Origin of the sequence: Nocardioides sp. NPDC059952 (assembly GCF_042730435.1) — a bacterium.
Taxonomy (GTDB): Bacteria; Actinomycetota; Actinomycetes; order Propionibacteriales; family Nocardioidaceae; genus Nocardioides.
The window spans coordinates 81,653-102,157 of sequence record NZ_JBHWLY010000006.1 but is presented as its reverse complement, the minus strand read 5'-3'; the positions used below and the strand labels follow the sequence as shown (position 1 = coordinate 102,157).

Sequence of the window (20,505 nt, the reverse complement as noted above, 5' to 3'; positions counted from 1 at the left end):
TACACCACTGCTCTGGGGGGGCGTAGTTAATTCTTCCCGTCCCCCGCCCCTGTTGTTTTCCGTCTGCGTCCGTTTCCTACGGGAAGATGAACTTTGTTCGTATCTGGAACAGATGCCCGGCCAGACATTTACGTAGCCGATCTCCGCCACCTAAGGTTCCTGCCCGTGACGATCCCCTTGAGCCAGCCGCTTCGTGCGGCCTCGATCACCGAGGCGTACGCGCGGTTCTGGAAGAAGTACGCGACATTCTCGGGTCGCGCCAGCCGCACTGAGCTGCTCTGGCCGATGCTCGTGAACCTTCTGATGCTCATTGTCCTCGTGCTGGCGCGAAACGAGGTGGTGAGCCTCGTCGTCGGTATCTACGGGCTGGTGGCCTTCCTGCCGACCATCGCGCTCGGTGCGAGGCGGCTCCACGACATCAACCGCTCCGGGTGGTGGCAGCTGATCCTGGTCGTACCAGTGATCGGTGACATCGTCCTCGCGGTGCTCTGGTTGACCTTCCCGAGCCCTGAGGGTGTCAAGTACGACCTGGCCGCATGAGGCGTAAAATTCCCCTAGTTGTTCTCGGGGTTGTCCCCGAATGGCAGGCTATTGGCATGAAGTCCCTCGCAGGAGCCGCAGCGAAGCGGCTCGCCTACGAGACCGTTGGGTGGCTGCTCGTGGTCGCCGGTATCGCCGCGATGGTGTTGCCGGGGCCTGGGCTGCTGATGCTCTTCGGGGGGCTGGCGGTGCTCTCCCGCCAGTACGCCTGGGCTCGCCGCTATGTCGAGCCGGTCCGCCTCCGCGCCATGCGCGGTGTCGCCGAGGGCGTCGAGACCTGGCCGCGCATCGTGGCCTCGACCCTGGGGGCGCTCTCCATCGGTGCCGTCGGCGTCGTCTTCCTGATCAACCCGCCGGCGCCCCACTGGTGGCCCCTCGAGGCGTCCTTCTGGCTTCTGGGCGGCGACTGGACCGGTGTCACGCTGTTGGGGTCGTGCGTCATCGCCCTCGCCATCCTGGGCTACTCCTACCACCGCTTCCACGGCCACCCCGCTGCTCGTCGCCAGCTTGACGAGGACATCGAGCACACGGGTGAGATGAACAAGGTCGCCTGACGGCCCTCAGTCGGAGGACATCCGGAAGTCGTACGCAGGCGGTACCGGCTCGCCGGGACGGACGGCGAGCCAGAGCGTGTCCAGGGCGGTCTCGCCCTCGCGGAGGTTGTCCACCGTGATGCCCGCGTCGAGGAGCTGACGGACCCGGTCGAGGTCGCCCACGGCGAGCGCTGCTTGCGCGGTGCACAGTCGGATCCGACCGTGGTCACGGTCCGCGTCGGTGAGAGTGGCGATCACCTCGAGCGCCTCGGCGGGTCGATCGGCCGCGATCAGCGCCTGAAGCAGCTCGATAGTGAGCTCGCGCAGGTCGGGACGGAGGCGGTGGGCCTCGAGCAGGAGGTCCGCAGCAGGCGGGTCCGCCGGTTCTGCGAGGTGCGCGAGGGCGCGCAGGGCCCAGGGGTTGGGGTGGTCGGCGACCGACCGCTCCAGGACCTCGCGCGCTCCGCGGCGGTCGTCGTCGGCCAGCAGGAGCAGGCCGAGGTGGTACCACGCATGCCAGTCGTCGGCCGAGGCCTCCAGCAGCTCGCGCCAGTGCGCACCGAGGACCGGAGCCGCGGGCGGGTCGCTGACCGGCAGCCGACCGTGCTGCAGCAGATCGAGCCAGGGCTGCTGATCGTCGCCGCAGGCCCCGAACGGACGCAGCGGGTCCGCCGACACAGCGCCGGCCGCGACCTCGAGCGCGCCCCACCCGGACCCGCGGGCGAGCAGGTCCGCGGGCGGTGCGAAGCGTCCTGCCTCGCCGAGCGCGTCTTCCAGCTCGGCCCTCGGGACGAGTATCTCGACCGCCTCGTTCACCGCCGCCCGAGCCGATTCCCACGAGCCGTGCGCCCGCTCGGGGTCGACCTCGAGCAGGCCGAACGCCTCGGCCCACTCCCAGGTCTCGCCGCCGGGCAGCGCGAGGTGCTCGAGCTGCGTACGTGCCAGGCCGGCCTGGATCTCGATATAGGCAGCGTCCGGCCCGGACAGCCATTCCTGCCACCGCTGCCCGCCCGCACCGGTGCCCCACTGGAAGAGCTTGCGGCCGACGAGTCGGTCGGTGGATGTCTGGACGAGCCCGCGGCCGTCGCCGTCGAGCGCGGCGATCCAGCGGCGCTCGTCGCCCCGGACGTCCATGAAGAAGTCGGCCGCCTGCGGGAACCTCGCCGGATAGCTCTGGTCACCGCCAGCCGTCTGCGGGAAGTCGATCAGCCTCAGCTGCTCCGCGTAGTCGAAATGGAAGGCCCGCTCGGCCGGGGCGACGACACGTACGTCCGGGCCCTGGGGCACCGCGATGTTCGTCCACCAGTAGACGGGCGTCGGGTTCGGTGCCGGGTTGTGGAGCGAGACGTGCACCAGCAGCGCCGGGGATCCGGCGGGCAACCAGGCGTCGATCGTGACCACGACCCGCCGCATCCGCTCCAGCTCGTACATCCGCAGGACCGGGGTGCCGTCCGACGCGGTCAGGCTCACGGCGTGCAGCGGGGAGCAGGTGAGTGGCCAGTGCCCCGTGGCCCCGAGGTTCCACTCGACCCCGCCGGCCAGCCAGGCGTCGCGCAGCGCCAGGTTGGCGGGCTGCAAGATCGGGTTGCGGTGCAGCAGCTCGCGGCCCGACGGCCGGTGCACCAGCGACCACAGCCGCCCACCGTAGCCGGGCAGGAAGGTGGCAGAGAGCAGCTCGTTCTCCAGCACCAGGCTCGGCAGCTCACGCATCTTGCGTCGGCGGGTGTAGGAGTCCTGAGCCGTGTACGGCAGCAGCGTGCTCGGGCGGCCGTACTCGAGGTTGGTCGCCATGTCCGGATAGGGCGCGGCACCGGGTTCGAACCCCGGCCTGGGCACCCCGTGCAGCAACGGCAGCGGCCCATCGATCGGGTCCTCGGCGCCCTCGATCGAGAGCCGATCCGTCCTCAGCGTGGTCATCGCGACCATCCAACCAGGCTGAGGCCACTGCCACCCGGACAATGCGAACCGCCGGCCTCTTCCACGGTTGTGGCCGTGGAAGAGACCGGCGATTCAGCGAGCGCTGTTCCTACGAGGGCTTGCGGCCGTTCTTGTCGGTGTCGTCGCCCTGGGGCTGGTTGGGAGTCCAGCCGCGGGCCGCGTTGGGATCCAGGACGTCGCTCGCCGTCTCGGTCCAGTCGTCGCTGTAGTCGGCCTGCCAGTCCTGGTCCTGGCCGTTCCTCTTCTCGTCCTTCTTGCCGCCGCGGCCGCCGGCCCCGCCGGCTCCACCGCGTCCGCCACGGCTGCCCGCTCCCGTCGGCCCGCCTCGGCCGCCACGCCCACCGGCGCCACGCGCACCCGCTCCTGCGCCGGCGCCACGTGCGCCGGCCCCGCGTGCACCAGCGCCGGCCCCGGCACCCGCGCGGGCACCGGCAGCGCCGCCCCTGGCGGCCGCAGACCTCGACGTGGCGCTGGGTGTCGCTGCCTTCGCAGCCGACCCGGACGCGAACCGGTTGGCAAGCGCCTTCGCCACGCCAGCACTGAGCAGAGCCCCGCCACCAGCGATCGCCAGCGCGGCCATGCCGCCGCTTCCGCCGGCCATCGGCGCGAGGCCGTCAGCAGTCTCGACCATGGCGTACGACGTCGAGGGCGCGGGCGTGCCGTCCGCGTTGATCCACTGCGTGCCGTTCCACTCGGGCTTGTTCTCTGCCTCGTAGCCCGCGATGTTCGCCTTCTCCTGGGCGATCAGCTCGTGACCCCAGCCGTCGGGGTAGAGGGTGCCGGAGTTGTACTTCTCCATCCGGGCCTTGGATGCTGCGATCTGGCTGTAGGAACCGGGAGACGACGGGGCGGTCGGCGCGTCACCGCGCTCCGCGTTGGGGTCGTCGGTGATCTCGCGGACCGGCGGCTCGGCGTCGTAGTTGTCGTTGTCGACCACTCGGATCTGCTGTGCCGCGGCCGCTTCTGCATCCGCGATCGCCTGTTCTCGGGCGGCGTGCGCGGCGCGGTCTGCCTGAAGTGCCTTCTGATTCTGGACTGCCTGGGTGGAGTCAACTCCCGTTCCACTCTGCGCGTACTTCGGGTCCGATGGGTCAGGCGCCGGACCATGGTTGGCGGGGAGCGAAAGCTCGAGTTGGGCGTGCTTCTCCATGGCGGTGCGGGTCGTCTTCTGAGCCGAGCTCAAGGCCTTGACGGCTGCATCCAACTGGTCTGCCTTGTGACTCAGCCTCTTAGCCGAGTCTCTGAACGCCTTCTGCGCAGCCTCAGTGGTAAGCGACGTCTCTTCGAACGCACTCGGTAGGTTGTCGGCTGCAGCGAGGAGATCCTGAGCCGTGCGTCGCAGTGCTCTGCCGGCCTGCGCCCAGTCATCTAGACGGGTTTCAACATCGTCGGGGTTCGCCGTGGTGACATACTGCTTGAGGATCGCCATCATCCCGCCCTTGACTGCGGACATAGGTCAGCCCTCCTTGTTCTGGCCGTACTCGGAGCGAGAGGCGATCTCTTCCAGCGTTTCGCCGGATATTGGGAAGAACGGCAGCGGGAGATCAGGCAGGTTGAGGCGGTCGTCTTTCATCAGGTTCTCGAAGAACGGCTTGCTGATCAGATCGGCTGCGGTGTCCATCTTTCGAAACGCCCGATCCGCGTCTGTGTCTGCGTTCTTGACCGCCCGCACAGCGTCGTCGAGGCCGTCGACGAAGTTGACGAGCGCCTCGTTGGTCTCCGAGAGGGTCGAATTGATCCGATCGGTGGCGAGGTTCATCAACTTCTCCAGCCGGGTGGCGGTGGCGCTGCCCCCCAGGGAGTTGCCTGCTGGCTTGTCCACATGGACCTTGTAGATCTCGTCCTTCGACTCCATGAGGACGTCCTTGATCCTGGTGACCATGGCCTCATTGAGTCCCGTGGACTTTGGTCCTGTCATGTCGGCCTCCCCCGAGTGTCTTCAAGCGGTGGGCAAAGTCTAGACACCTTCCCGCGTATCGTCACGGTTAATGTCAACCGCCATGAGCCACTATCCTCATCGCCATGACTCGATCTCGGACGCATCTGACCCGACGCTTGGCGCTGACGGCAGTGTCGGCTTTGGCTGTATGTGTGCTCTGCTCGTGCGGTGGAACGGACGAGCCCTCCGGGCCTAAGACTGCGTCCGCACCAGCGAGCACGTCGGCTTCTGGGTCTCCGACTGCCCCGACGTCCGAAGGCGAGACGGCCGAGGTCGACGGCGCGCGGCTCACGGCGCCTGCCGGGTGGAACGTGCGGCCGGAGGACGGAAGCATGGTTCTTCGCGCGCCGAAGGACGCCGATGGGTACTCACCGGGCTCCGGGATCTTTGACGCTGACCTGACTCTGTCGGCCAACACGAATGAGCTAGCAACCTCGGCGCTCGAGATCCTCAAAGGCTCCATGCCCAACGCCAAGCGCCTTCCTGACGTCGAGTACGCCGGGGTCACCTTCTACCACCTGCGTAGCGAGGACGACGTCAACTCGTACGACGAGTATGGCGCTGTCATCGGGGAGTCTGAGGCCAGCGTGGCTTGGACGTTCATCAACGAGTTCGCCACCCGAGAGCAGATCGACGAACTGATCAACCAGGTGATGCCGTCGTTCAAGTTTGAGGGCTGAACTCGAGGGCTACTGGATCAGGCTGTAGAGCGTGATCGTCGCGTCGAATGTGTCCGTGTCCCTCGGTGTCGTGAAGAGATAGTTGCCCGAGAGGCCGACGTCGTTCTCGCGGGTTTCGAACGGTAGGGGCTCCCCGACCGGGTTCGAGGCGTCATCGAGAAAGGTCCACGGATCGAAGAAGTCGTAGGTCAAAGGGTGGTCGTTGACCACGACTGGCGACAGAAGGTGAGTCGCCGCATCGTAGTTCTGCCGAACGGGTGCGTCGGCCCCGTCGGCCAGCCAACCGATCTTGTCCTGGCCACGGCCACTGACGTCCCACACCACACCATCTCCGGCTGGGAAGATTCGGTCGACGCCGCGCCCACCTGCTGGAAGAGCCGGGCGCTCGTTCTTGGCAAAGCCGACCTTCTTTGCCCCCGTCCCGAGCGCGTACACGCCTTTGTTCGGATCGTTCTTCCTGGGGTCGTTGTCGTCCCGGTCGAACATCACCCACGCTGTGGAGACGCCGAAGAGATTCGTGCGCCACTTGGTCTGCCACATCGTCTTGCCGGTAGTCGCGTCCACAGCAGCGAACGGCGACCCGTTCTCCGCCGTGGCGTCGTCGGGCAGCGTACGGGCTAGGACGACTCCGTTCGAGACAGATACGGCGAACAGGTTCTTGCGCTCCCATGCGACCTCGCCGGTGGACGCGTCGAATGCCTGAGTCGTGCGGAACCGCGTGCGTTTGGGCTCACCGTCGAGGCTGCCACCGGTGTACTCCTCGATTGTCTGGATGATGAGGCCGTCGTGCGCGCCGACGAACTGCCGCTTGACCGTGATGCCTTCGCGATCTACGACCTGCTTGTATGGCTTCGCCCATCTGACATCCAGGGTGGATGGGTCGATGCTGGCTACCCCAGTGAGCGTGGCCGATGTTGCGTTGGTGTGGCCTCGGAAGCCGACCACCACTTTGCCGTCGGCGGCATACAGAGCGGGATCCGACGTATCGACGATCGCCTGGTACTTGCCGAGTTCAAGCACCGCGAAGAACCTGTCGACAGGCATCTCCCAGATGACCTCGCGGGTCGGTATGTCGACCGCTGCCAACCACTGGCTGTCGGCGTACTCGCCTGGCGGTATGCGGTCGGGCGCGTGCTCCTCAGCTGCTTCCGGAAGCAGGTCGGTACGGATGAGCGCGGTGTCCCCGACGATCTCGAACTGCGTGCTCACATCGATCTTGAAACCGAGATCGTTCAAGGTCCAGAGCGGCTGATAGTACGGAGGTTCGCCCGGCTCGAGAGTGGGTGGTACCGACGACTCGGCAGTGCTCGGACTCCTGCTGGGAGCGGATGATGTCGAAGTCGAAAGGCTGCACGCCGATAGCGTCAACGCGGCCACGATGATCCCGAGACGAATCTTCATGGCGCCAAATATCGTCGATGGCGTCCGTCTTCGGGAGACTGGACACGCTCAAGGCCTCGTGTTGAGCCCTGAGGATTCATGTCGGTGGGGCCCGATAGGTTGCGGTCTGTGGTCGTACATCTGCACCGCGCACCGCGGACCGATCTGCTCGCCGACTCGCTCGGTGAGCAGCTGTCGGTGCCGTTGGGGGACCCGTTCGCGACAGAGGTCGTGGTGGTGCCGGCGCGGGGGGTGGAGCGGTGGTTGTCGCAGCGGCTCTCGCATCGGCTCGGGGCAGCGGATGGGCGGTCCGACGGGATCTGTGCGGGGGTCGACTTCCGCACGCCTTGGTCGCTGTTTGCCGAGATCGAGGGAACGGGGGATGAGGATCCCTGGGCGCCGGAGTCGCTGACCTGGCCCGTGCTGGCGGCGATCGACGCAGCGCTGGACGAGTCCTGGGCCAGGCCGCTCGCGCTGCATCTGGGGCACGGGGATGCGACGGAGGAAGGCGTACGTCGGCGGGGAAGGCGGCTGGCGCTGGCAAGGAGGCTGGCGCGACTGTTCGCTGCGTACGCGGACCAGCGGCCGGCGGTGGTCGCGGACTGGAGTGCGGGGCGGGACACCGACGGGCTGGGCGCAGAGATCGCCGACGACCTCAGCTGGCAGCCGCCGCTGTGGCGGGCCGTCGCCGGGCTGGTCGGCGGGCCGTCGCCGGTGGAGCGGCAGGCCGCAACGGTCGCAAAGCTGAAGGAGGCGCCGGGGGAGTTCGCGCTGCCGGAGCGGGTCTCGTTGTTCGGCCACACCCGGCTGTCGGCGACCGACGTCGAGCTGGTCGCGGCGCTGGGGGAGCACCGGGAGGTGCACCTGTGGCTGCCGCATCCCTCCGAGGAACTGTGGGCGGCGCTCGCCGGGCTGGACGGGACGGTCGCGCGGACGGCGGACCGTTCGCACGATGCGGTCGGGCATCCGTTGCTGGCGACGCTGGGGCGCGATACCCGGGAGCTGCAGCGCTCCTTGACCGAGTTCTCGGGAGAGTCGATCGCCGATGGCGCGTTCGCGACCGACGGCAGGTTGCTCGGGTGGCTGCAGGGGGACATCCGCGGCAACACGGTCGGAGAAGCAGCCGGACGGGTGCTCGAGCCGGAGGATCGTTCGATCCAGGTGCATGCCTGCCACGGCGAGGCGCGGCAGGTGGAGGTGCTGCGCGAGGTGCTGCTGGGGCTGCTCGAGGAGGACCCGACGCTGGAGCCGCGGGACGTCCTGGTGATGTGCCCCGACATCGAGACCTTCGCGCCGCTGATCGAGGCCGGGTTCGGGCTGGGGGAGATGACCGGAGAGAACGGACACCCCGCCCACCGCCTGCGGGTGAAGCTGGCGGACCGGTCGCTGACGCGTACGAACCCGCTCCTGGACGTGGCCACCAGACTGCTCGACCTGGCCGGCGGGCGGGCGGGTGTGAGCGACGTACTCGATCTTGCTCACCTCGATCCGGTGCGGCGCCGGTTCGGGCTCAACGACGATGCCCTCGAGCAGCTCGAGGACTGGGCCAAGGACGCCGGGATCAGGTGGGGCTTCGACGCGGAGCACCGCGAGCCCTTCGGGCTGGAGACGTACGTCGCCAACACCTGGCGCTTCGGGATGGACCGGATCCTCACCGGGGTGGCCATGTCCGAGGACTCGGCGACCTGGCTGGACACGACGCTGCCGTTGGACGACGTGGGGAGCGGCAGCGTCGAGCTGGCGGGGAAGTTCGCCGAGCTCGTCGATCGGCTGGAGCAGGTGACCGACGAGCTGGCTGGCGTGCATCCGCTGAAGCACTGGCTCGAGGTGATCGAGGACGGTGTCGCCGCGCTGACGTCGGTCTCGACCAACGACGAGTGGCAGTCGGGCCAGGTGACCAGGGAGCTGTCCCGGGTGCGGGACGCCGCAGCGGGGCATGAGGTCGACGAGCTGCGACTCCCGGACGTGCGCGCGCTCCTAGGCGCGCGGTTGGCCGGGCGGGCGACGCGTGCCAACTTCCGCACCGGCACGCTGACCGTGTCCACGCTGGTGCCGATGCGCTCGGTGCCCCATCGTGTGGTCTGCCTGCTCGGCATGGACGACGGGGTGTTCCCCAGGGTCGGGATCACCGACGGCGACGACCTGCTGGCCCGCGACCCGCAGACCGGCGAGCGCGACCTGCGCAGCGAGGACCGGCAGCTCTTCCTCGACGCGCTGCTGGCGGCGACCGAGACGCTCGTGGTCACCTACACGGGCGCCAACGAGTACTCGGGCCAGCCGCGGCCGCCCGCGGTGCCGCTCGGCGAGCTGCTGGACGCGTTGGACGCGACCGCTGTCTCCGCCGACGGGAGGCCGGTCAAGGAGGTCGTGACGACCAGACACCCGCTGCAGCCGTTCGACCCGCGCAACCTGACGCCCGGGGCGCTGGTGGCCGGACACTCCTTCTCCTTCGACAGGGCCGCCGAGGCCGGCGCCCTTGCCGCGGTGTCGGACCGTGTCGAACCGCCGGAGTTCCTGCCCGCCCCGCTGGCGCCGGCCGCCGCCGGAGACCTGACGCTCGAGGAGCTGCTGGCCTTTTACCGCGCGCCGGTGCGTGCGTTCTTCCGCGACCGGCTGGACCTGGCGCTGCCGCGTGATGACGACCCGCTCTCCGACGGCCTGCCGGTCGAGCTCGATGGCCTGGGGCAGTGGTCGGTGGGCGACCGGTTGCTCCACGACCTGCTCGCCGGGATGTCGGAGGAGCAGGCGACCCAGCAGGAGTGGCGACGCGGCGTACTGCCTCCGAAGTGGCTCGGCTGGCGCATCCTCACCGACGTGATCACCAAGGCGAAGCCGATCGCGGCGGAGGCGCTGCGGGTGCGGCAGGCGGGCATCTCCACCGGACAGGCGCGGGCCGTCGACGTCGAGGTCGATCTCGGCGACGGTCGGCGCCTGACCGGCACCGTCCCACAGGTCTACGGCGATCGGCTCGCTCCGGTGACGTACTCCCGCCTGGGCGCCAAGCAGCGGATCGAGTCGTGGGTGCAGCTGGTCGCACTGGCCGCCTCCGACGAGGACCGCGCCTGGAGCGCCTGGACGCTGGGCCGTCCGGGCAACTCCCGGTCGCGTACGCCGTTCGGGCTCTCCCAGCTCGGGCCGCTCGACCACACCGCCGTCGATGTGCTCCGTGACCTGGTGCGGTTGCGCGACCGCGGGCTCGCCGCACCGCTGCCGCTGCCGCTGAAGACCTCGCTCGCCTACGCGCGCCAGCGACGGACCCAGGCCGGCGTCGACGACGCGCTCTACAAGGCCGGCTGGGAGTGGAAGGACGGGCGGTTCGAGGGCGAGGAGTCCGATGTGGAGCAGGTGCGGGCTTGGGGCAAGGGGGCCGGGATCCCTGGTCTGGATGACGCGCCTGAGGCCGGCGACGAGTTCGACGGGGAGACGTCCCGCTTCGGGGCGCTCGCGATGCGGGTCTGGTCGCCGTTGCTCACGGCCGAGCAGGGGAGCTGGTGAGCATGGACGGATTCGACCTGACCGGTCCTCTCCCGACCGGGACGACGCTGATCGAGGCCTCGGCAGGCACCGGGAAGACCTTCACGATCGGCGCGCTGGTCACCCGTTACGTCGTCGAGGGTGAGGCGACTCTCGACGAGATCCTGGCGATCACCTTCGGCCGCGCCGCCTCCCAGGAGCTGCGCGACCGGGTGCGCTCCCACTTGGTCGAGGCCGAGCGAGCCTTCGCGGCCGCCGTCGCCGGGCAGCGGCCGACCCCGCTCGACGCCCACCTCGAGCTGCTGCTGGACGTGTCCGACGATGAGATCCGGCTGCGCCACGAGCGCGTGCGTGACGCGCTCGCCTCCTTCGACGGGGCGACGATCGCGACCACCCACCAGTTCTGCCAGCTCGTGCTGCGGTCGCTGGGCGTGGCTGGTGACACCGATGCCGGCGCCGAGCTGGTCGAGTCGCTCGACGAGCTGGTCGTGGAGGTCGTCGACGACCTCTACCTGAAGTGGTTCGGCGAGGCCCGGGAGCGACCGCCGTTCGACCGCGACGACGCGCTGGGGCTGGCGCGCACCGCAGTCGAGGACCCGCAGTCGGTGCTGGCCCCGGCACCGGCCGAGGATCCGGTCGCAGGCGCGCGGGTGCGGTTCGCCGAGGCGGTCCGAGACGAGGTCGACCGGCGCAAGCAGATGCGCGGCGTGCTCTCCTACGACGACCTGCTCTCCCGGCTCGCGGTCGCGCTGGAGGACACGTCGGCGCCCGCACGGGCGCGGATGCGACAGCGCTGGCGGATCGTGCTGGTCGACGAGTTCCAGGACACCGACCCGGTGCAGTGGCAGGTGCTGTCGCGCGCCTTCGAGGGCCACGCCACCCTCGTGCTCATCGGTGACCCGAAGCAGGCGATCTACGCCTTCCGCGGCGGTGACGTCTTCACCTATCTGACGGCCGCCCGGGCGGCCGAGACGCAGGCGACGCTCGACACCAACTGGCGCAGCGACGAGCCGCTGGTCGAGCGGCTCCAGGTGGTCCTGCGAGGCGCGGCCCTGGGCTCCCCGGAGATCGTCGTCCACGACGTGAAGGCGCATCACGACGGCTCCCGGCTGGCGGGTGCCCCGCATCCGTCGCCGTTCCGGATCCGCCGGGTCGGCCGCGGCGGCTTCAAGCTCACCCGCGGCAAGATGATCACCGCCGGCGACGCGCGCACCCACATCGCCCGTGACCTCGCCGGCGACATCGCCGTGCTGCTCGGCTCGGCCGCCACGTGGTGCGATCGACCGGTCCAGGCAGGGGACGTCGCGGTCATCGTCGCGATCCGCTCCCACGGGCTGCTGGTCCAGCGCGTGCTGCAGGAGCACGGCATCCCGGCGGTGATGGCCGGCGGCGGTGACGTCTTCCTGACGCCCGCCGGCGAGGACTGGCTCGCGCTGCTGCAGGCGCTCGATTCGCCCCACCGGACGCCGCTGGTGCGCGCGGCGGGGCTGAGCGTGTTCTTCGGCTACACCGCGACCGAGCTCGACGCGGGCGGCGAGGCGCTGACCTCGCGCATCGCCGACACGCTGCGCGGCTGGGCGCTGCTGCTGCGTGGCCGCGGTGTCGCCGCCCTGATCGAGGCGGCGGAGGAGCGCGGGCTCACCGCGCGCGTCCTGCAGCGCACCGACGGGGACCGGCTGCTCACCGACGTACGTCATCTGGGGCAGCTGCTCCACGACATCTCCGTGCGCGACTCGCTCGGGCTGCCGGCGCTGTTGGCCTGGTTCCGCGACGAGCGGCGGCGTTCTGCCGCAGCCGAGCGGCCGCGGCGGCTCGACTCGGACGCCGCGGCGGTGCAGATCGTGACGGTGCACGGGTCGAAGGGCCTGCAGTACCCGATCGTCTACCTGCCCTTCGCCTACGACTTCTTCGTGCGCGACCCCGAGGTCGCCCGTTTCCATGACGCCGAGGGACAGCGGACGATCGATGTCACCCGGACCGGTGCGCAGTGGGCACAGCATCTGGCGCGCCACCAGGCCGAGGAGCTGGGGGAGGAGCTTCGAGATCTGTACGTCGCGCTGACCCGGGCGCAGTCCCAGGTCGTCGCGTGGTGGGCGCCGACCGCCAACACCGCCACCGGCGGCCTACACCGGCTGCTGTTCGGGCGCGGTCCTGGCCAAGCGGCGGTTCCTGACAATGTCGCTGTGCCGAGCGACGAGGACGCGGCGAGTCTGCTGAGCAACGTCGCGCGCCACGGCGGTCCGACAGCCGAGGAAGCGGTGCCGGTGACTGCAGCGCAGCCGGTGCGAGAAGCGCCGCCCGGCAGGCTCGCCGCGAGGCGGTTCACCCGCGAGGTGGACGCGGAGTGGCGGCGTACGTCCTACTCGGGGCTCATCCGGGTCGACGAGGGCGTCGCGGCGACCTCGGAGCCGGAGGTCGAGGGCACGGACGACGAGCCCATCGCCGAGGACGTCGATCTCGTCGAGACCCCCGTGGAGGAGGCGCAGCTCTCGCCGATGGCCGAGCTGCCCAAGGGCGCCGGCTTCGGATCGTTGGTCCACGCGGTCCTGGAGCACACCGACCCGCAGGCCCCTGACCTGGGCGAAGAGCTGCTGACGAGGACCCGCGAGCAGCTCCGCTGGTGGCCGGTGCCGGCCTCCGCCGAGGATCTCGCGACCGCGATCCTGCCGCTCAACCTGACCTCGCTCGGCCCGCTGGCCGACGGGCTGACGCTGGCCGAGATCCCGCTGCGCGACCGGTTGCGCGAGCTCGACTTCGAGATCCCGCTGGCCGGTGGCGACAACGCCGGCGGGCCCGACGTACGCCTGCGTGATCTCGCCCCGCTGCTGCGGGAGCATCTTCCGTCGGACGACCCGATGGTGACGTACGCCGACCGGCTCGAGGCTCCGCCGCTGGGTGACCAGTCGCTGCGGGGCTACCTGACCGGCTCGGTGGACGTGGTGCTGCGGCTGCCCAGCGGCCGGTTCGTCGTCGTGGACTACAAGACCAACTTCCTGGGCGTCGAGGCCATGGACTACACCCAGCCGAAGCTCGCCGAGGCCATGTTGCACTCCCACTACCCGCTGCAGGCGCTGCTCTACTCCGCGGTGGTGCACCGCTTCCTGCGCTGGCGTCTGCCCGGATACGACCCCGAGACCCATCTCGGCGGCGTGCTCTATCTCTACGTGCGCGGCATGCTCGGGCCGGACACCCCCGTCGTCGACGGCATCCCGACCGGCGTCTTCACCTGGCGGCCACCCGCGTCCCTGGCGGTGGCGCTGTCCGACCTGCTGGACGGAACTCTTCCGGATGGAGTGGCCTCATGATCGAGCGGTGGGAGTCCGAGGACCCCTTCGACGCACGCCTGGCCAGGTCCGCGACCGGCCTGCTCGCGTCGTTCAACCGCGAGGGCGTACTGACCGCGGCCGACGTACATGTCGCGACCCGCGCCGCCGCGCTCGCCGGAGAAGAGCGCGACGAGGTGCGGCTGGCGGTGGCGCTGGCGGTCCGCGCTGTCCGGCACGGGTCGGTCTGCGTCGACCTGGCCGCGCTGCGGGAGACCGAAGAGACACTGCCCTGGCCCAGCGAGGCCGGCTGGCTGGAGGCGGTCGCCGACAGCCCCCTGGCCGCGCAGTCCCTGGTGCAGGTCGCGGACGGCCTGCTCTACCTCGACCGTTATCACCGCGAGGAGGGCCAGGTACGCGACGACCTGCTCGCCCGCCTGGCCTCACCGCGACCTGTGGCCGATGAGGCCCTGCTGGAGGCGAGCGCGGCCCGGCTCTTCCCGGGCGAGGGCTACGCCGAGCAGCGGGCCGCCGCGCTCGCCGCCGCCCGACAGTCGACGACGGTGCTGACCGGCGGACCCGGGACCGGTAAGACGACGACCGTGGCCGGGCTGCTGGCGCTGCTCGCCGAGCAGTCCTCGGTCCCGCTGCGGGTCGCGCTGACCGCGCCGACCGGCAAAGCGGCCGCGCGGCTGCAGGAGGCGGTGGAGGGAGCGCAACGGGCGCCGCAGTTCACCGCCGCCGACCGTTCCCGGCTCGACGGACTGACCGCGTCGACCCTGCACCGGCTGCTCGGCTGGCGGCCCGGCTCCTCGACCCGGTTCAAGCACCACCGCACCAACCGGCTTCCGCATGACGTGATCGTCGTCGACGAGACGAGCATGGTGTCCTTGACGATGATGGCCCGGCTCCTCGAGGCGGTGCGCCCGGAGGCGCGGTTGATCCTCGTCGGTGACCCCGATCAGCTCGCCAGCGTCGAGGCCGGGGCGGTGCTCTCCGACCTCGTCGCAGGGCTCGCCGTGCGCTCGCCCGACGCCGTCGCCGCCCTCCGCACCACCCATCGCTTCGGCGGTGCGATCGGCGCCCTCGCCGAGGCGCTGCGAGTCGGCGACGCCGACGCGGCGCTCGACGTGCTGAAGTCGGGCGACGACGCTGTCGAGCTCATCGACCCCGCCGACGAGCCCGCGATGGCGAGCGTCGAGCGTGGCCTGGTCGCTCACGCCGCCGCTCTTCACGAGGCTGCGCTCGCGGGTGATGCGGAGCGCTGCGTACGGATGCTCGACGAGTCGCGCCTCCTCTGCGCCCACCGCGACGGGCCCTGGGGCGTCGCCCACTGGAACCGGCAGATCGAGCGCGGCCTCGCCGAGACCACCGGCGAGCCGCTCGGCATCGGCTGGGGTCACGAGTGGTACCCGGGCCGCCCGGTCCTCGTCACCGCCAACGACTACGGCCTGGGGCTCTTCAACGGCGATACGGGCGTCACCTATCAGGATGCCGCCGGCGACCTCCGCGTCGCGATCGCGGGTGGTGCGACGTACGCGCCCTCACGCCTCGGCGACATCGAGACCCTGCACGCGATGACCGTCCACAAGTCCCAGGGCAGCCAGGCCAGGTCCGTCACCGTCCTGCTCCCGCCCGACGACTCGCCGCTGCTCACCCGCGAGCTCTTCTACACCGCGGTCACCCGAGCCCAGGAGCGGGTACGCATCGTCGGCACCCCCGACGCCGTCACCGCCGCGATCACCCATCGCGCCCAGCGCGCCTCCGGCCTCCGCCAGCGGCTCGGCCACTGAGCTGCGTCAGGACCGCGCGATCGAGGTGGCGAGGGAGGCGAGATGGCCGAGGCGGGCCAGCTCGGAGTCGAGGAAGTCGGGGCCGCCACGGCGGCCGATGATCACGATCTCGTTGCCGTCGATGCGGGCGCCGGCGAACATGTTCTCGTCCTCGCCGTCGACCTCGATCCGCTCGGGGCGGTCGAGCTCGATGAACGGGACGTTCTCGGGCGAGCCGTCGGTGGCTCGGCTGATGCCCTTGACGCGGTGGACGCGGATGGCCCAGTCGGCACGGAAGGTCAAGGGAAGCACGTCCACGAGCCGGTCGAGCGCCTCGAGGGCGTTCTCGGTGAGGTCCTCGACGGCCTCGAGGTCGAGGAAGAGGTTGCCGCCGGCGGCGTAGCGGGAGATCCAGACGACGTGCACGCCGTCGAGCTCGTTGCACGCCGACACGATGGAGTCCGGCATCGTTCCCGGTTGGGTCTCGAGGAGCACATCGTCGACAGCTCTCCCGTCGACCTTGTTCTTCTCGACGATCTCGATCGCCTCGATGTCGCCACCGGCTTCACCGATGGCAGAGGCGAGGCGACCGAGTGAACCCGGGACATCGGGCAGCTCGACGCGTAGCAGGAACGGCATGGCCATAGACCCTAGCGTCGTGAACCGACAGTCGTGGCACTGTCCCGGTTACACACCGGTCAATTGGTGACCTATTTGTCGGCCGGCTCCAGCAGGAAGAGCGGGAAGATCCGGGACGTGTTGGGCTGGTATTCGCCGTACGTCGGCCAGGTCTTCACGGCGTAGTCCCACCACTCGTCGCGCTCGGACCCGGAGAGCTCGCGGACGACGTACGCCTTCTTGGTGTCGCCGTCCTGGAGGGCGACATCCGGGTACGCCCGGAAGTTGGCCACCCAGGCGGGGTTCTTGTCGCTGCCGCCCAGCGAGGCGACCGCGAGGTAACGGCCGTCGCGCTCGACGCGCATCAGCGGGGTCTTGCGGATCGCGCCGGTCTTCGCGCCGCGGTTGGTGATCAGGATGATCGGCTTGCCGTCGCGCTCGAGGACGTTGCCTTCGGCGCCGTTGGAGGCTTCGAACGCGGCAACCTGCTCGCGCACCCAGCCGGCCGTGCTCGGGACATATTCACCTTGCAGTTCGGTCATGCCCACTACAACACCACGAGGCGACGACTATTCCGAGTATTCCGAGCCGGCCGAATCAGGCGAGGGCCTTGTCGATCTCGCGGTCGAGATGCGATTTCGGCCGCGCGCCGACCATCTGGAGCACAGGCCTCCCACCCCGGAAGAGGAGCATCGTCGGCACCGCCATGACCCGGTAGTCGGCGGAGGTGGCCGGGTTCTCGTCCTGGTTGAGCTTCACCACCCGCAGGGTCCCGGCCCGCTCGGCGGCGATCTTCTCGAGGATCGGTGCGAGCTGCCGGCAGGGCGGGCACCATTCGGCCCAGATCTCCACGAGCACGGGCGTCTCGGACATGAGTACGTTTTCGACGAACTGGGCATCGGTGATGTCCTCGATCACGGCGGTCTGACTCATCGCTTGTCTCCTTCTGGGTTCGGTCGATAGGACTCGGCATCGTGCAGCAGTCCGGCGAGCTCGCCGCGCAGGGCGGTCAGCTCGGTGACTCGCCGGTCGATCTCGGCGATGCGCTGCCGATAGGCGTCGAGCGAGGCGGGGCACACGTCGGCACGGTCGTTGCCGGCGCGCAGGCAGTCGACGAACGGCAGCGTCTCCTCGGCGGTGAGGCCGAGCGACAGCAGGGCGCGGATCTCCCGTACGACCTGCACATCCACCTCGGCGTAGTCGCGATATCCGTTGCCCGCCCGTCGCGGCGCGAGCAGGCCGCGCGACTCGTAGTAGCGCACCGCCTTCACCGTCACGCCGGCTTGATCCGCGAGCTCCTTGATCTGCACGCGTACGACGGTAGACCTTGCCCCGGGGGGCAAGGTCAAGCCTGCGGCCACCGGGGCGGATAACCTCAGGCCCATGAGCGCCATCGAGGGAGTCTCCGACACGTTCGACCCGAGCCGCTGGGACGAGGTGAAGGGCTTCGAGGATCTGACCGACCTGACCTACCACCGGGCCAAGGAGCACGGCACCGTACGCATCGCCTTCGACCGCCCCGACGTCCTCAACGCCTTCCGCCCGCACACCGTCGACGAGCTCCTCCGTGTGCTGGAGCACGCCCGGACCTCAGCCGACGTCGGTTGCGTCCTGCTCACCGGCAACGGCCCCTCGGCCAAGAACGGCAAGCACTCCTTCTGCACCGGCGGTGACCAGCGCATCCGCGGCAAGGCCGGGTACCAGTACGAGGAGACCGAGGCGTACGCCGCCGGCCGGACCGGCGCGGAGGAGCCGACCCCGATCGACAAGGCCAAGCTCGCCCGGTTGCACATCCTGGAGTGCCAGCGACTGATCCGCTTCATGCCGAAGGTCGTCATCTGTGTCGTCCCGGGCTGGACCGCCGGTGGCGGCCACTCCCTCCACGTGGTCTGCGACCTGACGCTCGCGAGCGCCGAGCACGGGCGTTTCAAGCAGACCGACGCCGACGTCGGGAGCTTCGACGGCGGCTACGGCTCCGCCTACCTCGCCCGCCAGGTCGGCCAGAAGTTCGCCCGCGAGATCTTCTTCCTCGCCGAGGAGTACTCGGCCGAGGACGGCGTACGCATGGGCACCGTCAACCGCGCCGTCCCGCACGCCGAGCTCGAGGATGTCGCGCTCGAGTGGGGCCGCAAGATCAACGGCAAGTCGCCCACGGCCCAGCGGATGCTGAAGTACGCCTTCAACCTCCTCGACGACGGCCTCGTCGGCCAGCAGATGTTCGCCGGTGAGACCACCCGCCTGGCCTACATGACCGACGAGGCACAGGAGGGCCGCGACCAGTTCCTGGAGAAGCGCGAGCCCGACTGGTCGCCCTACCCCTGGTACTACTGACCGCGTGAACGGTTGAGACCGACGCCTGGAACCTTGCTGGATCGCCGAAGGCAGGGGCTAGCGGCCGCACTTCCGTCTAAAGTGGTGACAACCCCGCTGCGGGGTGCTGTCCGGAAGAATCTGCCGACGAATGTCATCGATGGGACGAGTGTCGATGGGAAGAATCCAGGATCGGGTGCGAGACATCTTGCGCTGGCCGCACCGGAAACGCACGGCTGCTGAGGACAAGCAGGAGAATCGCTGGGAAGGCGAAGGGGGTGCGCTGCACCCGAGCGATGAGCCCGATGCGGACCCATCGTCGGATCAGCGCTGACCGCACGCCCCCTGGACGGTGTGGCGGTGCAGGGTCCACAACCGAGGTAGCGTGAAAGCCGCGGCTGCGCGCAGGGTCATCGCCGTCTGATCCACCAGCCGCCAGACGCTGATTGCGCTCGCTGACGGCCGGTTGGTCGCGGAGCACGAGTCTCCGGGGGAGGCAACGCTGCACGTGCTGCGTGGGCGGGTCCGGCTGACCGCGGGCGCGGAGTCGTACGCGTCGCTCAATGAGGCAGCGCCGCGACGCGTCACACAGGCTGCGTGATGCCGATGGCGGGCGGGTGAGGTCACATGGAGCGATGAGCTCGATCGAGACCCAGGCACCTCGGCCCCACCACCTCACCCTGGCGGAGCGGGCTTCGGTGGGCCGACGGGCACGAGCGGAGGTCCCGCGTTCGGTGCACGGCGAGTGGCGACCGGCGCCCGACCGGGCCGACCCTGTCGCCCTCCTCGAGGAGCAGGGGAGCAGTCGGGTGCAAGAGCTCGTGCCGCTCCGCTACGGCCGGATGCTGGTGGACCCGTTCACGTTCTTCCGTGGTTCCGCCTACCTGATGGCGGCAGATCTGGCGGGTGCGCCGCGTACGGACCTGACGGTCCAGCTGTGCGGCGACGCGCACCTGTCGAACTTCGGGTCGTTCGCCGCACCGGACCGGCGCCTGGTCTTCGGCCTCAACGACTTCGACGAGACGTTGCCGGGCCCCTTCGAGTGGGACGTGAAGCGCATGGTGGCGAGCTTTGCGGTCGCCGGGCGTGACCGTGAGTTCGACGATGCCGCGCGCAGGGCCGTCACCATGGCTGCCGCATCGTCCTACCGAGAGGCGATGCGGGAGCTGGCGCGGATGCGCAAGCTCGACGTGTGGTACGCCCGCTTGGACATGGACGAGCTGGACGCTCTGGTGAGCTCGCAGGTCGAGAGCAAACAGCTCAAGCGCTTCCGCAAGAACGTGGCCAAGGCCCAGGCGAAGAACAGCTTGAAGGCCTTCTCGAAGCTCGTGGAGATCGTGGACGGACGTCCGCGCCTGATCCACGATCCTCCGATGATCGCAAGGATCCAGGAGCTGATGCCCGACAACGAGTTCCATGAGCTCGAAGACACGCTCCACGCCATCCTGCACATCTACCGCGGGACCCTGCAGGGGGACCATCGGCACCTCCTCGAGGGGTTTCGCTTCACCGACGCCGCACGCAAGGTGGTCGGGGTCGGCAGCGTCGGCACCCGCGCCTGGATCGTGCTGCTGATCGGTAACGATGACCGGGACCCGCTGTTCCTCCAGGCCAAGGAGGCCACGGCATCCGTCCTGGAACCCTTCCTCGGCAAGAGCGCGTACACCAGCCACGGTCAGCGGGTCGTCGAGGGGCAGCGACTGATGCAGTCCGCGAGCGATGTGATGCTCGGCTGGGTGAGGGCGAGCGGGCTCGACGGCGTCGAGCGAGACTTCTTCGTCCGGCAGCTGTGGGACGGCAAGGGTTCGGCGATCGTGGAGGCGATGAATCCCACTGCCATGACCGGGTACGCCCGGATGTGTGGGTGGACGCTGGCCAGGGCCCACGCACGCTCCGGTGACCCGGTCGCCATCGCGAGCTACCTCGGCTCCGGTGATCGGTTCGATCGGGCGGTCTCGACGTTCGCGGAGGCCTACGCCGACCAGAACGAGCGGGACTACGCAGCGCTGCGTCGTGCGGTCGATGAAGGGCGGGTCGTGGCTCAGCGGGGCTGAGGGT

Annotated in this window: 16 protein-coding genes; 8 read left to right on the top strand and 8 right to left on the bottom strand. The window is 69.6% G+C overall.

The window, feature by feature from the left end; genetic code table 11:
- The first annotated feature begins 165 nt into the window (after positions 1–165).
- Complete coding sequence (locus tag ACFV9G_RS04650; protein ID WP_378725308.1) at positions 166–540, top strand: DUF805 domain-containing protein; 375 nt, start codon at positions 166–168, stop codon at positions 538–540.
- Between the two features lie 56 nt (positions 541–596).
- The gene (locus tag ACFV9G_RS04645; protein ID WP_378725306.1) at positions 597–1,094 is read left to right on the top strand and encodes a PGPGW domain-containing protein; all 498 of its coding nucleotides are present in this window, start codon (positions 597–599) and stop codon (positions 1,092–1,094) included.
- 6 nt (positions 1,095–1,100) lie between these two features.
- Here ACFV9G_RS04645 and ACFV9G_RS04640 read toward each other — a convergent pair whose 3' ends face one another.
- The 3 genes from ACFV9G_RS04640 to ACFV9G_RS04630 all read right to left on the bottom strand — a co-directional run bounded on the left by ACFV9G_RS04640 (position 1,101) and on the right by ACFV9G_RS04630 (position 4,866).
- A complete protein-coding gene (locus tag ACFV9G_RS04640) occupies positions 1,101–2,990 on the bottom strand; it encodes a DUF5107 domain-containing protein (protein ID WP_378725304.1) in 1,890 nt (629 codons plus the stop codon).
- A 109-nt stretch (positions 2,991–3,099) separates the two neighbouring features.
- A complete protein-coding gene (locus ACFV9G_RS04635) occupies positions 3,100–3,948 on the bottom strand; it encodes a hypothetical protein (RefSeq protein WP_378725302.1) in 849 nt (282 codons plus the stop codon).
- A 519-nt stretch (positions 3,949–4,467) separates the two neighbouring features.
- Positions 4,468–4,866: a hypothetical protein gene (locus ACFV9G_RS04630; protein ID WP_378725301.1), complete on the bottom strand. Its 399-nt coding sequence runs from the start codon at positions 4,864–4,866 to the stop codon at positions 4,468–4,470.
- Between the two features lie 416 nt (positions 4,867–5,282).
- Here ACFV9G_RS04630 and ACFV9G_RS04625 point away from each other — a divergent pair, with 416 nt between their 5' ends.
- Positions 5,283–5,630 carry a hypothetical protein gene (locus ACFV9G_RS04625; RefSeq protein WP_378725299.1) on the top strand — a complete coding sequence of 116 codons (348 nt, stop codon included), beginning with the start codon at positions 5,283–5,285 and terminating at the stop codon, positions 5,628–5,630.
- 9 nt (positions 5,631–5,639) lie between these two features.
- Here the strand turns inward: ACFV9G_RS04625 and ACFV9G_RS04620 are convergent, their stop codons facing one another.
- Positions 5,640–7,031, bottom strand: coding sequence for a hypothetical protein (locus tag ACFV9G_RS04620; protein WP_378725297.1), 1,392 nt, complete (start codon positions 7,029–7,031; stop codon positions 5,640–5,642).
- Between the two features lie 108 nt (positions 7,032–7,139).
- Between ACFV9G_RS04620 and recC the strand changes: the two genes are divergently transcribed.
- From recC to recD, 3 genes are read left to right on the top strand one after another with little or no spacing between them, the layout of a single operon-like run.
- Positions 7,140–10,505 (top strand): exodeoxyribonuclease V subunit gamma, encoded by a 3,366-nt coding sequence (gene recC, locus ACFV9G_RS04615; RefSeq protein ID WP_378725296.1) that lies wholly within the window; start codon positions 7,140–7,142, stop codon positions 10,503–10,505.
- A 2-nt stretch (positions 10,506–10,507) separates the two neighbouring features.
- On the top strand, positions 10,508–13,789 hold the full coding sequence (locus tag ACFV9G_RS04610) for a UvrD-helicase domain-containing protein (RefSeq protein WP_378725371.1): 3,282 nt from the start codon (positions 10,508–10,510) through the stop codon (positions 13,787–13,789).
- Positions 13,786–15,540: an exodeoxyribonuclease V subunit alpha gene (recD, locus tag ACFV9G_RS04605; RefSeq protein WP_378725294.1), complete on the top strand. Its 1,755-nt coding sequence runs from the start codon at positions 13,786–13,788 to the stop codon at positions 15,538–15,540. The genes ACFV9G_RS04610 and recD overlap by 4 nt, the downstream gene beginning before the upstream one ends.
- Before the next feature lie 6 nt (positions 15,541–15,546).
- On the opposite strand, the gene ACFV9G_RS04600 is transcribed toward recD, so the two are convergent.
- The 4 genes from ACFV9G_RS04600 to ACFV9G_RS04585 all read right to left on the bottom strand — a co-directional run bounded on the left by ACFV9G_RS04600 (position 15,547) and on the right by ACFV9G_RS04585 (position 17,447).
- Positions 15,547–16,149, bottom strand: coding sequence for an ACT domain-containing protein (locus tag ACFV9G_RS04600; RefSeq protein ID WP_378725369.1), 603 nt, complete (start codon positions 16,147–16,149; stop codon positions 15,547–15,549).
- Positions 16,150–16,229: 80 nt separating this feature from the next.
- Positions 16,230–16,679, bottom strand: a complete 450-nt coding sequence (locus tag ACFV9G_RS04595) for a nitroreductase family deazaflavin-dependent oxidoreductase (RefSeq protein WP_378725292.1) — start codon at positions 16,677–16,679, stop codon at positions 16,230–16,232.
- A 55-nt stretch (positions 16,680–16,734) separates the two neighbouring features.
- A complete protein-coding gene (trxA, locus tag ACFV9G_RS04590) occupies positions 16,735–17,070 on the bottom strand; it encodes a thioredoxin (protein WP_378725290.1) in 336 nt (111 codons plus the stop codon).
- Complete coding sequence (locus ACFV9G_RS04585) at positions 17,067–17,447, bottom strand: MerR family transcriptional regulator (RefSeq protein WP_378725288.1); 381 nt, start codon at positions 17,445–17,447, stop codon at positions 17,067–17,069. The genes trxA and ACFV9G_RS04585 overlap by 4 nt, the downstream gene beginning before the upstream one ends.
- Before the next feature lie 73 nt (positions 17,448–17,520).
- Here ACFV9G_RS04585 and ACFV9G_RS04580 point away from each other — a divergent pair, with 73 nt between their 5' ends.
- Positions 17,521–18,468: a 1,4-dihydroxy-2-naphthoyl-CoA synthase gene (locus ACFV9G_RS04580; protein WP_091045109.1), complete on the top strand. Its 948-nt coding sequence runs from the start codon at positions 17,521–17,523 to the stop codon at positions 18,466–18,468.
- 614 nt (positions 18,469–19,082) lie between these two features.
- Positions 19,083–20,501: a DUF2252 domain-containing protein gene (locus ACFV9G_RS04575; protein WP_378725286.1), complete on the top strand. Its 1,419-nt coding sequence runs from the start codon at positions 19,083–19,085 to the stop codon at positions 20,499–20,501.
- The last annotated feature ends 4 nt before the right edge of the window (positions 20,502–20,505 follow it).